Raw genomic sequence first — 13,458 nt, 5'->3', positions numbered from 1 at the left:
AATTGGAGTATTGCAGCGCATGAATCGTTATAATTCAGTCCGATTTAATTTCATCATGAATTTTCTTCTGACCGTATCGAATTTTATTTTCCCTTTAATTACTTTTCCTTATGCTTCCAGAGTGCTTCAAGCTCAAGGCGTCGGAGCGGTTACTTTTGCAACGTCCAATATTTCTTATTTTACGATGGTTGGTATGATGGGAATTCCTACTTATGGAATTAGAGCTTGTGCCAAGGTTAGAGAAGACAGGGCTAAGTTGAGCAAAACAGTTCAGGAAATTTTTTTTCTTAATGCTATCGTAACAGCTTTCGCCTTGCTTGCTTTAGCTGTTTCTGTATTGACCGTTGAAAAAATGGCACAAGAAAAGATGCTTTATCTTATCATGTCCTCTACTCTTATTTTTAACGTATTAGGGGTAGAGTGGCTTTATAAGGCTTTAGAAAAGTATTCCTATATTACCATCCGTTCCATCCTTTTTAAATTACTGTCTTTAATTCTGCTTTTGCTTTTAGTCAGAAGTAAGGGCGATTATGTTATATACGGAGCTATTACAGTACTAGCAGGAGTCGGATCAAATCTGATGAATTTTCTTAATTTAAGAAAGCTGGTTACTGTTCAGCCTATTCGGTATCTTAATTTAATACAGCATATCAAACCTTGTCTGACTTTCTTTCTTTTGACAGTTTCTACAACTATTTATCTTAATATGGATACTAGTCTATTAGGTTTTATTAAAGGAGACCATCAGGTTGGCTATTATTCGGCAGCGGTTAAAGTGAAACAGATTCTAGTTAGTGTGGTTACCTCCCTTGGTGCCGTTTTGCTGCCGCGTTTATCTTTTTATCATGAGCAGCAAAAACATATGGAATTTAAGCTACTAGTTGAAAAGGCTCTCAGTTTCGTATTTGTTCTCTCAGTTCCTTTGACACTCTTTTTTATCATTGACGCTAAAGAAAGTATCCTCTTTTTATCTGGCACTAATTTTCTTCCTGCTATTTTACCCATGCAGCTCTTAATGCCGACGGTTCTTTTTATTGGAATCTCCAATTTAATGGGAATGCAGATTTTAGTACCAACACAAAGAGAAAGATTGGTTGTTATCTCAACGATTATTGGTGCTATTGTGGATGTTTTGCTAAATATCATGATGATTCCCCTTTTTGGAGCTGCAGGCGCAGCTATTGTAGGCAGTCTTGCAGAGTTAACAGTCGTTTTGGTACAGCTTTATTTCTTACGTGATCTTATCTTGCCTATGCTAAAAAGAATTGGTTTGTGGAAGATAGCTCTTAGTTCAGCAGCAGCTATTATAGTAACTGTATTGTTTAAAAATACGATTTCATTAAGAATCTTTTTCATGCTGGTTAGCACAGGATTTATCTTCTTTGCCATTTATGGTCTGGGCTTGCTGCTAACAAAAGAGAAATTTACAAATGAGACTTTACGGTCCATGTTAGGACGGTTTAAATTTAAATAGGAGATGTACATGTCGCAATATGATTATCTAGTTGTCGGTTCAGGTTTATTTGGTGCTGTTTTTGCCCATGAAGCGGCTCTTAAGGGGAAAAAGGTTAAAGTCATTGAAAAACGAGGACATATTGCTGGTAATATTTATACTAAGGAAGTCCAAGGAATTCAGGTGCATGAGTATGGTGCTCATATTTTTCACACATCAGATAAGGAAATCTGGGATTATGTTAACCAGTTTGCTGACTTTAACCGCTATACCAATTCTCCTATTGCTAACTATAAGGGAGAAATCTACAATCTTCCTTTTAATATGAATACGTTTAATAAGCTTTGGGGCGTTGTAACACCTGAAGAAGCACAGGCCAAGATTGCAGAGCAGCGTGCAGTTCTTGGAGGAAAAAAGCCTGAAAATTTAGAAGAACAAGCTATCTCACTTGTCGGAACGGATATCTATGAAAAATTAATTAGGGATTATACTCAAAAACAATGGGGAAAACCCTGCACAGAGCTGCCTGCTTTTATTATCCGTCGTCTGCCTGTCCGCTTGACTTATGATAATAACTATTTCAATGATACTTATCAAGGTATTCCGATTGGCGGCTATACTCAGATTATAGAGAAAATGCTAGAACACCCCAATATTGATGTTCAAGTAAATACAGATTTTTTTGCTGCCAAGAAGAATTATTTGGCTGCTTTTCCGAAAATTATTTTTACAGGTATGATTGATCAGTTCTTTGATTACCAATTGGGGGAATTAGAATACCGCAGTCTTCGTTTTGAGACAGAAATACTTGAAAAAGATAATTATCAAGGCAATGCTGTTGTCAACTATACAGACAGTGAAACAGCTTATACACGCATTATTGAGCATAAGCACTTTGAATTTGGCAATCAGAAAGATACGATCATTACAAAAGAATTTTCTAAGACTTGGCAAAGAGGCGATGAGCCTTACTATCCTCTTAATAATGATCGCAATAACCATCTTTATGATAACTATAAAGCCTTAGCTGAAAAAGAAGCGCAGGTTATCTTTGGCGGACGCTTGGGTCAGTATCGCTATTATGATATGCACCAAGTTATTGCGGCAGCCCTGCAATGTGCCAGAAAGGAACTTGGATAAGGGGACTGGATGTGAAAGACATTAGATTAATTGTAGCGACACATAAGAAATTTCAAATGCCCAAGGATCAAAATCTTTACCTTCCGCTTCATGTTGGCCGAGAAGGAAAAGAAGATTTAGGTTACAAAGGAGACAATACGGGCGATCATATTTCAGCTTTAAATCCTTATTATTGTGAGCTGACTGGCCTTTACTGGGCTTGGAAAAATCTTGATTGCGATTATCTGGGTCTTGTTCATTACCGTCGTTATTTTACTGTCAAACGAAGAAAATTTTCCCCAGAAATGGTTATTGATGATGTTATCCTTAATCAGTCTCAGCTGGAAGAATTATTAGATCAAGCAGATATACTAGTACCTAAAAAACGCAGATACTATATTGAAACCCTATATTCGCACTATGCACATACACATGACGTAAAGCATCTTGAAGTGACAAGAGAGATTCTGACAGAGATACATCCCAAAGATGTGCCTGTATTTGATCGCGTATTAAAACAAAGAAGCGGTTATATGTTTAATATGTTTATCATGAAAAAAGCGTTAGCAGATCGTTATTGTCAGTGGCTCTTTCCTATTATTGATGAACTATACCGCAGATTAGATCTTACGGCTTACTCTGCTTTTGATGCCCGTTTATTTGGCCGTATCAGTGAGCGACTTTTTAATGTCTGGTTGGCTAAACAAAAGGCTATCGTCAAAGAAGTGCCTTTTATGTATATGGAAAAGGTAAATCTCTTTCAAAAGGGAAAATCTTTTTTAGCAGCCAAATTTTTTGGAAAGAAATACGGACAGAGTTTTTGAGAGAAGAAAAGGAAGAATAAAACTAATGAAAGAATATGTGTCATTTAGAGGAAGAGAGATTAGAATAGATGAGCTTCTATTCTTTTTAGCCTTTGTGCCTTATTTAATAATAGGAATGCTGTGGACCACAATGTTTCCTATGCCAGATTTTTCCCATGCGATCGCTAAAGCTTTTTTGATTTTTTCTTTTGCCAGTGTTTTTTTTAAGAAGCATTGGAATATTCAGTTTTTAGCTGTTTCTTTTAGCTTATTGCTTATAGGTTCTTTAGTTTGGTTAGCAACCAGTGATACTGGCGTTATAGCATTGGCCCTGCTGATTATGGGAGCTTACAAAATTGATGCCAGAAAAATTATTAAGACTTATTTGCTGATTGTTCTTTTAATTATGATTTTGGCTTTCTTTTCGTCTATGATTGGTATTATTCCAAATTTACAATATGTGCGGCCAGGGTCAGGGATTGTACGCAATTCGTTTGGCATTATTTATCCGACAGATTTTGCGGCACATGTGCTTTTTGCTTATCTTTTTTCAGCTTATCTTTATTTTGAAAAAAAGCCTTGGCTGTTTTCTGGCTTGGGAGTATTGCTAGTAGCCTTTTTGATTAAGTTTTCTGATGCCCGTTTGGATGCGATTACTTTATTTTTGGCTATCCTTTTATTTCTTTTGATCCGTTTTTTAAAGGGAAAAGCACTGCATCAAGCAGCACAGTTAGCCCCTTTTTCAACACTGCTAGCATTTTTAGTAACGTATGCTTTAACAATCTTCTACAATGCTAAAAATGGTTTTCTTCATTTATTGGATAATGTCCTTTCAGGCAGGCTTCATTTAGGCAAAAGGGCTATCGAAAAATATGGTCTAAAGCCCTTTGGACAGGTTATTAAGTTTTTTGGGAATGGCCGCTCCACAAAGTCTGTGCTGCATTATAATTTTGTAGACAGTTCTTATTTAAAATTTGCTTTTGTATTTGGTCTGATTTTCATATTATTTTTTGTACTGCTGATGACCCTTCAGGCTGTTACTTGTTTAAAAAGACAGGATTATTATACGCTTGCTGTGATTGTGGTTATTTCAATTAATAGTATGATTGCCCATCATTTAATTGAACCTTATTATAATATTTTTGCCATCTTGTTTTTAGCTAATTTTTCCTTCAGACAAGTGCCAAACGCCATAGAAAAGCAGTCAGCTCTAGAAAGTCATTCCCATGTCTAAGAAGATTAGTGTTATTGTTCCTGTCTATAATGTTGAAAAATATTTGAGCCGCTGTTTAGACTCTTTAGTGAATCAAACTTACTCTAATTTAGAAATTATCATTGTTAACGACGGAACAAAAGATAAGTCCATGGTGATTGCAGAAAGGTTTGCTCAAAAAGATCCGCGCATCAAAATAATTCATCAGGAGAATGCTGGTCTTAGTGAGGCTAGAAATAAGGGGCTGCAATATATTACAGGTGATTATGTTGCCTTTCTGGATTCGGATGATTGGCTTGAAAAGGATGCTTATGCCTATATGCTTCGCCTTTTGGAAGACTATGGGGCTGATATTTGTGTTGGTGCTATTAGAAGAACAGCACAGCCTCTTCCTTTTGAAAATTCTCAAAAACCAAAAGAAAACCTGCTGACTCAGAAAGCTTATGCTAAAAAGTATTTTAAAATAGGCAGTCAGTCTATTGAGTATTATGTTTGGAATAAACTTTATAAACGTCAGGTGGTTGAGGGAATTCGTTACCCTAAAGGATTTTATGCTGAAGATGTTCCCACAACCTTTCGTTATATTTTAAAAGCTCAAAAGATTATTGTCACCGATAAAATCGTCTACCATTATTTTAGCAATGAGCAGGGATTAACAGCTCAATTTTCTTCTAAACATTTTGATGTCTTAAAAGGTTGGGATATAGTGCTAGCAGAAGCTCGTAAAACCGGCAGCCCTGATTATATTGCCTGGGCCGAAATCAACCGTCAGAGGGCCGATTTTGCTCTCTTAACGGAAATATCCTTATCACCGCAGTTTAATTCCCTAAAAGTCAGTTTTAAAAAAGAAATTGAAACTCTATCTCAGCAGTTAAAACAAAACAAATCGGCTTTGCTCAGAGCACCTCTGCCCTTTAATCGAAAGCTATTAATTAGACTCTATGCGAGTCATTATTTCTTTTTTGCCAGTCTAATCAATCGCCTTACTAAAATAAAATCGGTAGTTAAAAAATGATGAAACATGCTTATTTGATCATGGCACATGCCAATTTTCAGCAACTTGCCTTTCTAATCTCTTTATTAGATGATCCTAGAAATGATATCTTTGTCCATATAGATGCTAAAGCAAACTTTACAGAAGAAGATAAGCACATGCTTGAGGATGCTAGCAAGCAGTCAAACCTGCTACTAACAGATCGAAAAGCCATCTATTGGGGCGGCTTTTCACAGGTTAAAGCAGAGTTTTTACTGTTTGAAAGAGCAAAACTGTATGGCCGCTATCATTTTTACCATTTACTGTCTGGTTCAGATTTACCTATTGTTCATCAAGATCGAATTCATCAGTTTTTTGATGAACATTCTCAGTCCATTTTTTTAAATCGTATGACTTTAGAAGGCGATCCTGAAAATATCAATCGTTTAAAGTACTATCATTTTTTTGAAGCTTTTACACCAAGAACTATTCCTGGAGTATTTGGCAAGGGTTTGTTTAAACTATATCGTTTTTTGGAAGTCAGCATTCAAAAAATCATGGGTGTTAATTTATTAAAAAAATATCATTTAAAGCCTATGAAAGCTAGTCAATGGGCAAGCCTTCCAGAAGATGTTGTCCTTTCTTTATTGGAACATAAAGAGTGGGTCTTTAAGACTTTTGGGAAAACGTTTATACCAGATGAAGTCTTTTTGCCCCTTTTCTTAAATAAATTTGGTTTTGACAATGATGTCTTTGACAATACTATCAAGCAAAATATTCCAGATGAATATCAGGCAAACTTGAGGTTTGTTAATTGGTGGGATGGTAATCCTTATGTCTGGACTAATAGCAAGGAGGATAAAAGGCAATTGCAAAGGCTTGCTGATAAAGGCTATTTTTTCACACGAAAGTTTGATCTATCCGAGGAAGATGAACTTTTCGATTTTATTCTTCGTTTAACTAAAAAAAGAAATTAAAATGATCTTATTCGTTAGAAAGTGGTGAGAGCAATCGAAAAAATTGATTTCGTTGTCTTGTGGGTAGATGATAACGATAAAGAGTGGCTAGAGGAAAAAGCAAAATTTACCAAGAATGCTGACAAAACAGTTGAAAATGATAAACTGTATAGAGATTATGGCACTTTTCATTATTGGTTTCGAATGGTGGAAAAACATGCGCCTTGGGTCCATAAAATCCATTTAGTAACCAATGGGCAAGTACCTGATTGGCTTGATGCAGCACACCCTAAATTAAATCTTGTTAAGCATGCTGACTTTATGCCAAAAGAATATTTACCGACTTTTAATGCTGCAGCGATTGAACTTAATTTGCACCGTATTCCTGAATTATCTGAACAGTTTGTGCTCTTTAATGATGATATGTTTTTAGTTAATGATGTTAGACCAGAAGATTTTTTTGTAGATGGGAAACCTAAGCTTATGGCGGTTTACAATGCCATTGTTCCTGCAGAAGCTTTTGATCAGCTCTTATTTAATAATGTTAAATTAATAAAGCGCCATTTTCCTGCGAAAAAGGCATTAAAAGAGTCGCCGTTTAAATTTTTTACTTTTAAGTACGGCAAGTATCTTTTTAAAAATATATTTTTACTGCCCTGGGATATTACAGGTTATCATAATCCGCATCTTCCAGCACCTATTCGCAAATCTACTTTAGATCTGTTGTGGACTAAAGAAAAAGAGACCTTAGGCACTGCTAGCTGTAACCATATTCGAAATTATGCTACTGATGTTAATCAATATATTTGTCATTATTGGCAAATTGAGACAAACCAATTTGAACCTTTTGAGCAAAATAAAGGGGCATTTTTAACGATTAATGAAGTAGGTCGTTTGCCTAGACTGTTTAAAAGCCGAAAGGTTAAAATGATCTGTATAAACGATACAGTTGATATAGACGTAGAAAATTTGAAATACCTTCAGGATTTATTACTAAAATATTATCCTGTAAAATCACATTTTGAAAAGTAAGCACCATGAATTATTATTTAAAAGAAAGTATTTTATATACTTATAATCAAAAAAATGCTGGTAATAAAGCTAGAGATGATGTTAATGCTATTCTTGCCTCCTTGCATTATTCTCCTATATCAGTCAGCATAAAGGAAGATACTATAGAGCCTTTAGGAAAAAGAGCACATTTTTATAAATATCGTATTTTTAAAAAAGCTTTTTCACCTTTAAAGTCCGGAGATAATCTCCTTATTCAGTTTCCCATCATTAATCACACTATCTTTTTTTCAAGAGTCTTGAAGCAGCTAAGAAAAAAAGGGATAAAGGTCTTTGTCCTGATTCACGATCTGGAGAGTCTGCGTTTTGCTAATGATAAACGTCATTTATCACTCAAGCACCGGCTGAGACTTTGGCTGCAAGAAATGACTGTTTTAAAGAATGCTGATCGCATTATTGTCCATAATGATAAAATGAAAGCCGTTCTTATTCAGAAAAAAATAGACGCTCAAAAATTATCCTCGCTTGACATTTTTGACTATTTAATTCCAAAATATAAGGGAGGTAAAATAGCAACAGTAGCTAAAGATTTACCTCTTGTTATAGCAGGAAATTTAGCTGCTGAAAAATCAGGTTTCCTTTATCATTTACCAAAAACCCCTCAGTTTAATCTCTATGGTGTTGGTTATGATGACCAAAATACGGCTAATATTTCTTATAAAGGTTCCTTTTTTCCAGATGAGCTGCCCTTTCATTTGTCAGGAAGCTTTGGACTCGTTTGGGATGGCCCTAGTGCTGATACCTGTACAGGTATGTTTGGAGACTATCTTCGTTTTAATAATTCTCATAAAGCTTCTCTCTATTTAGCGTCAGGCTTGCCAGTTATTGTTTGGTCAGAATCTGCACTTGCTGATTTTGTCAAAAAAAATCACTGCGGTATTAGCGTAAGCAGCTTATTTGAATTGGATGAAAAGATGAGGCAGCTATCTGAAAAAGATTATCAAGTTTTGCTGCAAGGAGCTAAAAAAATAGGCCAGTCTATTCGTGCTGGCTTGTTCTTAAAAAAACAACTATAGCACAATACAGTTTATTGCTATTGTATTAAGGAGTATTAATGAAACGCATTGAATGGATTGATTTTGGGAAGGGACTGACAATTTTTTTGGTTTTTTTGGGCCATGTTAATTTGGGTCTTTTGCAGTCAGGACGTTTTGAAGTTTATAACAGGGGATTCTTATTTATTATTGAGCTTCTCTACATTTTTCATATTCCGGTATTTTTTGCTTTATCGGGCTATTTTTTCCAACCGCTGGCTGATGGGAAAAGTTATTGGCACTATGTTAAAAAGAAGACTCTTGTGTTAGGTATTCCTTATTTGTTTTATTCTGTTATTCAGTTTGCTTTGCAGCGGGCTGGCGGAAGCGCTGTGCGCGACCCTGCTAGACTTTCAGACTTACTGGCTATTTATAAAATGCCTTTAGGAGTTTCATGGTATCTTTACGTTTTATGGGCCATTTATCTGGTTTTGGGTTTGCTTTCCATTTTTATTAAAAATAAGAAATGGCTCTTTGCCTTCACAGCAATAGGTTTTGCAGCAGCCTTGCTGTTTCCTCTTCCTATTTATCTCTTACAAAAGTTATTGTTATGGTCTTTCTTTTTCATGTTGGGCAGTTTTTTGCGTGAGATCAATTATCGTTTTAATTCCTGGAAGACCGCTAGTTGTGTCTTTCTTCCTTGCTTTTTTAGCCTAGCTGCTTTTATGTGGTTCTGGCAAAAGCAAGGTTTTACCCACTATACTAGCTATGATAGGCCGGGACTTTGGGGGCTTATTTTTATGGTTAGTGTTTTACTGGCTTTTGCTCTTTATCCTATGCTGGATAAGACTAAGTTTGCTCCTTATTTTGTGGCTAAAGGCAAAGACAGCTTAGCTATTTATATTCTGCATGCTCCTATTATCAGTGTCATCCGTATTGTCTTGTTCAAACTAGGCATTGAAGCCTTATGGCTCCATTTGCTGTTTGGTATTGCAGGAGGTTGGTTTGTGATTAGCCTGGCTGTTTCTATTTTTAAGAAAATTCCTCTTTTGACTTTCTTCCTTTATCCTCAGAAAATCATAGGAAGCGGCAAAAGGGAGTAAAAGCAGTATTTAAAAAGATTCAGGCTATTTCGTTTTGCTGACTTTATTTGACATTTTTATGATTAAAGGCTATAATATAAAAAATTAAATAACCTTTAATCTGGTCCAGAGAGGCTGTCAAGGAATATCGTGTTAAAAGGCAGAAGCTGTATTCTGCCAGCTTTTTGTGCAACCTTGCCTGCTGGTAAGGTTTTTTTCATAGAAAGGCAAGAGCTATGATTCTAAAAGAAGATATGATGCTGGTTAGGCAGAGAGAAATTGCACCGCGTATTTTTGAGATGACGCTGTCTGGTGATTTAGTTGAAGAAATGGCAGTCGGTCAGTTTCTCCATATCCGTGTACCCGATGCAACTAAGCTCTTGCGCCGTCCAATATCTATATCTGAGATTGACCGGGAGGCTAAAGAAGCTACTATCATTTATCGTATAGAAGGTGAAGGAACGGCTGCTTTTTCGCTTCTGAAAGAAGGCAGCAGGCTGGATTGCTTGGGTCCTCAAGGGAATGGTTTTGATACTTCCTTTCTGCTTAAGGGACAAACAGCCCTTTTGATAGGAGGCGGGATTGGTGTGCCGCCTTTGCTGGCACTCGCTAGAGAGCTGTATGAAAAAGGTGTTGAAGTTATAGCTGTTTTAGGCTTTGCCAATAAAGAGGCCCTTATCTTGGAAGATAAACTGAAACAGTACGCTAAAGTGACCGTAACAACAGATGATGGTTCCTATGGCCAAAAAGGCTACGTCTCAGCTGTTATTGATAAGATGACCATTCAAGCAGATGCTGTCTATGCTTGCGGTGCTCCTGGGATGCTGAAATATGTTGACAAGCATTTCGCTAATCACCCACATGCTTATATCTCAACTGAATCACGAATGGCTTGCGGTATGGGAGCTTGTTATGCCTGTGTTGTTCATGTTAAAGATCAAGCAGCTGCTCAAAATTTACGTGTTTGCAAGGAAGGTCCCGTCTTTAAAATAGGTCAGATTGTTTTAGACTAGGAGGTTACTATGTCTGATAGACTTGCTGTCAAATTGCCAGGACTGGATTTGAAGAATCCTATCATTCCAGCTTCGGGCTGTTTTGGCTTTGGTCAGGAATTTGCTAAGTATTATGATTTGAATCAATTGGGCTCCATCATGATCAAGGCTACAACACAGCAGCCGCGTTTTGGCAACCCAACGCCTCGTGTCGCTGAAACACCTGCTGGTATGTTAAATGCTATTGGTTTGCAAAATCCTGGAGTTGAAGCTGTTGTTGCTGAAAAATTGCCTTGGCTTAAAGAGCATTATCCTCAATTGCCTATCATTGCTAATGTAGCTGGTTTTTCTAATGAAGAATATGCTTATGTCTCTGCTGAAATCTCTAAAGCAGCTAATGTGTCTGCAATTGAACTTAATATCTCTTGTCCTAATGTCGATCACGGCAATGCAGGGCTTCTGATTGGGCAAGTACCTGAACTGGCTTATCAGGCTGTTAAAGCTAGTGTTGCTCATTCGGAGGTACCTGTGTATGTCAAATTAACTCCTAGCGTTACGGATATTACAACTGTTGCTAAAGCTGTTGAGGATGCTGGAGCAGCTGGTTTTACACTGATAAATACCTTGGTTGGTATGCGGTTTGACTTACAAACAAGAAGCCCCATTATTGCCAATGGTACTGGGGGCATGAGCGGGCCGGCTGTATTTCCTGTCGCCCTTAAGCTGATTCATCAAGTAGCCCAGATTTCTGATCTGCCTATCATAGGTATGGGAGGTGTTGATTCTGCTCGGGCTGCTCTTGAGATGATGGTAGCCGGTGCTTCAGCCGTTGCTGTTGGAACAGCTAATTTCACAGATCCTTTTGCCTGCCCCAATATCATTAATGATTTGCCAAAGCTTATGGATCAGTATGGGATTAAATCCCTTGAACAACTTAGAAAGGATATCAAAAATGCGTGAGGAACGCCCTATTATTGCTCTTGATTTCCCTTCACTGGATAAGGTGAAAACCTTTCTCTCTCTTTTTCCCAGTGATGAAAAACTTTATCTTAAGATTGGTATGGAGCTTTATTATGCTGCAGGTCCAGAAGTAGTTACTTATGTCAAAACATACGGTCACTCTGTTTTTCTTGATTTGAAGTTGCATGATATTCCAAATACTGTTAAGTCAGCTATGAAGGTGCTTGCAGATCTTGGAGTTGATATGACCAATGTGCACGCAGCAGGAGGCCTTGAAATGATGTCAGCTGCCCGAGAGGGCTTGGGTCGGGATTCCAAGTTAATTGCAGTGACACAGTTAACTTCGACCTCTCAGGAGCAAATGCAGGCTGATCAAAATATTCAAAGCACTCTAGCGGACTCTGTGCTTCATTATGCTAAAAAGACCAAAGAAGCAGGACTTGACGGAGTTGTCTGTTCTGCTCGTGAAGTTGAAGTGATTAAAAGAGCAACCTCGAGTGATTTTATCTGTTTAACTCCTGGTATTCGTCCTGAGGGCTCGGCTTCTGGTGATCAAAAACGTGTGATGACACCAGAACAAGCCAGACAAATTGGTTCGGATTATATTGTAATTGGCCGCCCTATTACCCAGGCTCCCGATCCACTAGCAGCTTATCAAGCTATCTATGACCAATGGAATCACCATTAATTAAAAAATTTAAGATAAAGCTAAAAGAGTTCTTTACAGAAATGAAAAATATTTTAAAGGAGATATATCATGACATTAGCCAAAGATATTGCCCGTGACTTATTGGATATTAAAGCGGTGTATTTGAAACCAGAATCACCTTTTACCTGGGCTTCAGGTATCCAATCTCCAATTTATACCGATAACCGTATCACGCTTTCTTATCCTGAAACCCGCACCCTTATTGAAAATGGTTTTGTGGAAAAAATTAAGGAAGTATTTCCTCAAACAGAAGTCATTGCCGGAACAGCCACAGCAGGTATTCCACATGGTGCGATTGTTGCAGATAAGATGGGGCTGCCTTTTACTTATATCCGCAGTAAACCAAAAAATCATGGAGCAGGTAATCAAGTTGAAGGCCGTCTTATTAAAGGACAGAAAATGGTGGTCATTGAAGACTTGATTTCAACAGGAGGCTCTGTTCTTGAAGCTGTTGCTGCAGCAGAGCGTGAAGGAGCAGATGTCCTTGGAGTTGTGGCGATCTTTACTTATGAACTGCCAAAAGCAACAGAAAATTTTGAAAAAGCAGGACTTAAACTTGTCACTCTTTCAAACTATTCAGAATTAATAAAAGTAGCTAAAGTACAAGGATATATTAATGCTGACGGTTTGGCTCTGCTCAAGAAATTTAAAGAAAATCAAAGTAATTGGCAAGAATGAGAAATAAGACAAAATCAGTATTTTAAAAGGGTGGTTTTCTGCTTCCATCTTTTACATAGCAGCTAGCTTGATTGTGATAACTTACGAAGTCAGAAATAAGAAGGCCCAGCGCTAAATGAGGAGAATCAAATGAAGTTGACGAAAAAAGAACTCATAGCCTTAGTTTTGATGATTACCAATGGTTATGAAGATTATCCTTTTAAACGTAAAGGACGCGAACATGCAGCCATTCGGCATCATCACAATCAAAAGATTTTAGCCATTATTTTAGAACAAGACAGCAGACTCCTGCTTAGTCTGAAACTAAAACCAGAACAAGTAGAAGAATATCTAAATGATAGAGGTATTATGCCTGCTATTGGCCTTAATAAAAAGCATTGGCTAACGATTGCCGTCAATGAGACGGAAGTGACTCAAGAAGAGCTCAAGCAAATGCTTTTGGAGTCCAGTCGGCTGACAAGGAAATGAGGTGTAT

13 protein-coding genes and 1 pseudogene are annotated in these 13,458 nt (G+C 37.2%); all 14 read left to right on the top strand.

Going from position 1 to position 13,458, the window contains the following annotated elements:
- The first annotated feature begins 19 nt into the window (after window positions 1-19).
- The 14 genes and pseudogenes from STRMA_RS03875 (at window position 20) to STRMA_RS03810 (ending at window position 13,451) form a co-directional block, all read left to right on the top strand.
- Window positions 20-1,474, top strand: coding sequence for a flippase (locus STRMA_RS03875; protein ID WP_003080226.1), 1,455 nt, complete (start codon window positions 20-22; stop codon window positions 1,472-1,474).
- A 9-nt stretch (window positions 1,475-1,483) separates the two neighbouring features.
- On the top strand, window positions 1,484-2,593 hold the full coding sequence (gene glf, locus STRMA_RS03870) for a UDP-galactopyranose mutase (protein WP_003080365.1): 1,110 nt from the start codon (window positions 1,484-1,486) through the stop codon (window positions 2,591-2,593).
- An 11-nt stretch (window positions 2,594-2,604) separates the two neighbouring features.
- A complete protein-coding gene (locus STRMA_RS03865; protein ID WP_003082338.1) occupies window positions 2,605-3,396 on the top strand; it encodes a DUF4422 domain-containing protein in 792 nt (263 codons plus the stop codon).
- 25 nt (window positions 3,397-3,421) lie between these two features.
- Window positions 3,422-4,609 (top strand): hypothetical protein, encoded by a 1,188-nt coding sequence (locus STRMA_RS03860; RefSeq protein WP_003081629.1) that lies wholly within the window; start codon window positions 3,422-3,424, stop codon window positions 4,607-4,609.
- Window positions 4,602-5,603 carry a glycosyltransferase family 2 protein gene (locus tag STRMA_RS03855; RefSeq protein ID WP_003081446.1) on the top strand — a complete coding sequence of 334 codons (1,002 nt, stop codon included), beginning with the start codon at window positions 4,602-4,604 and terminating at the stop codon, window positions 5,601-5,603. The genes STRMA_RS03860 and STRMA_RS03855 overlap by 8 nt, the downstream gene beginning before the upstream one ends.
- Window positions 5,600-6,538, top strand: a complete 939-nt coding sequence (locus STRMA_RS03850) for a beta-1,6-N-acetylglucosaminyltransferase (RefSeq protein ID WP_003082279.1) — start codon at window positions 5,600-5,602, stop codon at window positions 6,536-6,538. Before STRMA_RS03855 ends, STRMA_RS03850 begins: the two co-directional genes overlap by 4 nt.
- A 24-nt stretch (window positions 6,539-6,562) precedes the next feature.
- Window positions 6,563-7,549, top strand: coding sequence for a Stealth CR1 domain-containing protein (locus tag STRMA_RS03845; protein WP_003080100.1), 987 nt, complete (start codon window positions 6,563-6,565; stop codon window positions 7,547-7,549).
- A 5-nt stretch (window positions 7,550-7,554) separates the two neighbouring features.
- Window positions 7,555-8,604 (top strand): sugar transferase, encoded by a 1,050-nt coding sequence (locus tag STRMA_RS03840; RefSeq protein ID WP_003080916.1) that lies wholly within the window; start codon window positions 7,555-7,557, stop codon window positions 8,602-8,604.
- A 38-nt stretch (window positions 8,605-8,642) separates the two neighbouring features.
- Window positions 8,643-9,665, top strand: a complete 1,023-nt coding sequence (locus STRMA_RS03835) for an acyltransferase family protein (protein ID WP_003078651.1) — start codon at window positions 8,643-8,645, stop codon at window positions 9,663-9,665.
- 209 nt (window positions 9,666-9,874) lie between these two features.
- Window positions 9,875-10,657 (top strand): annotated as a pseudogene (locus STRMA_RS03830) (dihydroorotate dehydrogenase electron transfer subunit); the annotation flags it as partial.
- 9 nt (window positions 10,658-10,666) lie between these two features.
- Window positions 10,667-11,596, top strand: coding sequence for a dihydroorotate dehydrogenase (locus STRMA_RS03825; RefSeq protein ID WP_003079049.1), 930 nt, complete (start codon window positions 10,667-10,669; stop codon window positions 11,594-11,596).
- Window positions 11,589-12,284, top strand: coding sequence for an orotidine-5'-phosphate decarboxylase (gene pyrF / locus STRMA_RS03820; RefSeq protein WP_003082201.1), 696 nt, complete (start codon window positions 11,589-11,591; stop codon window positions 12,282-12,284). Before STRMA_RS03825 ends, pyrF begins: the two co-directional genes overlap by 8 nt.
- A gap of 69 nt (window positions 12,285-12,353) precedes the next feature.
- Complete coding sequence (gene pyrE / locus STRMA_RS03815) at window positions 12,354-12,983, top strand: orotate phosphoribosyltransferase (protein ID WP_003079968.1); 630 nt, start codon at window positions 12,354-12,356, stop codon at window positions 12,981-12,983.
- A gap of 129 nt (window positions 12,984-13,112) precedes the next feature.
- Window positions 13,113-13,451 (top strand): MmcQ/YjbR family DNA-binding protein, encoded by a 339-nt coding sequence (locus STRMA_RS03810; RefSeq protein WP_003079972.1) that lies wholly within the window; start codon window positions 13,113-13,115, stop codon window positions 13,449-13,451.
- Window positions 13,452-13,458 lie beyond the last annotated feature (7 nt).

This window comes from Streptococcus macacae NCTC 11558 (genome assembly GCF_000187995.2).
Classification (GTDB): domain Bacteria; phylum Bacillota; class Bacilli; order Lactobacillales; family Streptococcaceae; genus Streptococcus; species Streptococcus macacae.
Note: the sequence above shows the minus strand (reverse complement) of the source record. Positions and strands in the feature narration are given on the sequence as shown.